Origin of the sequence: Corallococcus sp. AB030 (assembly GCF_003668965.1) — a bacterium.
Classification (GTDB): domain Bacteria; phylum Myxococcota; class Myxococcia; order Myxococcales; family Myxococcaceae; genus Corallococcus; species Corallococcus exiguus.
Genome location: NZ_RAWQ01000448.1, coordinates 1 through 1,285 on the forward strand (window position 1 = coordinate 1; position 1,285 = coordinate 1,285).

General features: G+C 69.6%; 2 protein-coding genes. One reads left to right on the plus strand and one right to left on the minus strand.

The genetic code is table 11. From position 1 onward, the window contains the following. Positions 1–32: 32 nt before the first annotated feature. On the minus strand, positions 33–791 hold the full coding sequence (locus D7Y15_RS43495; protein WP_121756216.1) for a DUF1338 domain-containing protein: 759 nt from the start codon (positions 789–791) through the stop codon (positions 33–35). 109 nt (positions 792–900) lie between these two features. On the opposite strand from D7Y15_RS43495, the gene D7Y15_RS43500 reads away from it, so the two are divergent. Beyond that, the gene (locus tag D7Y15_RS43500; protein WP_148713050.1) at positions 901–1,215 is read left to right on the plus strand and encodes a hypothetical protein; all 315 of its coding nucleotides are present in this window, start codon (positions 901–903) and stop codon (positions 1,213–1,215) included. Positions 1,216–1,285 lie beyond the last annotated feature (70 nt).

Sequence of the window (1,285 nt, forward strand, 5' to 3'; positions counted from 1 at the left end):
CCCTCCCCCGACCGTCCCCCGGGCCGCGAGCCTCAGCCCCGCTTCGTCATGTCGAACAGCGCGCGGGCCTGCGGCCCCAGGAACCCGTCGAACCCTCCCGAGCGCTGGGCGATTTCAAAGTACGCATACGGCCATGCACGCGTGCCACCGCCCCGGAGCGTCAGGGGCAGCGGGGCCGCGCGCGTGGCCGTCTGTCGAAGTGAAGTGCCGGGCTCGCCCTCGATGTCCGCCTTCATGGGCACGCCCGCTTCGCGCATGCGCCGCTGCCACGCCTCCACGTCGTCCACCGCGCCGGTGAAGTGATTCACCTTGCGGCCGAAGGCCAGCAGCCACGCGCCGTACTGCGTCTCCTTCTCCAGCTCCAGCAGCGCGGCTTCCTCCGGAGGCGTCGGCGCCGTGAACCACGCGGCGAGCGACTCCACGTCCTCCGGCGGCGGTGGATCCACTGGCAGCGCGGCGAGCAGCTCGCGGGCGCGCGGCGACAGCTCCTCCTGCTTCAGCTCGGACAGGAAGACGCGCGGCAGTCCGTCCGGATGCGACAGGTAGATGGCGGACAGGTGCGCGTCCGGGAACGTGTACGCGCCGGCCGGCTTCCACCCGAACCGCTCGAACACACGGGAGAAGAGGGCGATGCCTCCCTCCGGCCGCGCGAGGGTGCGGAACGCGACGTGGTCGTTGCGGAAGTGTCCCCCGGACAGCGTCACGAAGGTGCGCGCGAAGGGGACTTCGGAGGCGTAGCGCTCCCACAGCAGGTCCAGCAGCCGCGAGGCGTCGGAAGCGGAGGTCGTCATGCCCGGCAGTGTACGCCGCGCTCCCCGCGCCTTTGAGCGTCATCCGCGAACTGTATTAACAAGCACAGGCCCGCTCAGGGCGGAAATGCTGAATACACGGAGACAGACGATGAACGCGATGAAGATGGGGCTGTTGGCCCTGGTGTCCGGCCTGCTGCTGGCGTGCGGAGGGGTCGTGGAGCCGGAGACCGCCGCGCCCGAGCTGGCGCGTCAGGAGAAGGCCCTGTGCGGTTCCTGCGGAGACTCCATCTGCGACCCCGGAACGGAGAACCCCTTCAACTGTCCGCAGGACTGTGGCTTCGGGCCCGTCTGCGGCGACTCCGTGTGTTGTGATGGGGAGACGCCGTCCAGCTGTCCGCAGGACTGCCGGCGGTCTCAAGCGGTGAACGCACCACGTGGGTGCTCACCATGGCACCCTGCTTGATGGGAGGCACAGGGTGCGAGGCCGAGGGAAAGCAGCAAGGCTGACGGGTGAGGACAGGCTGGAGATTCGG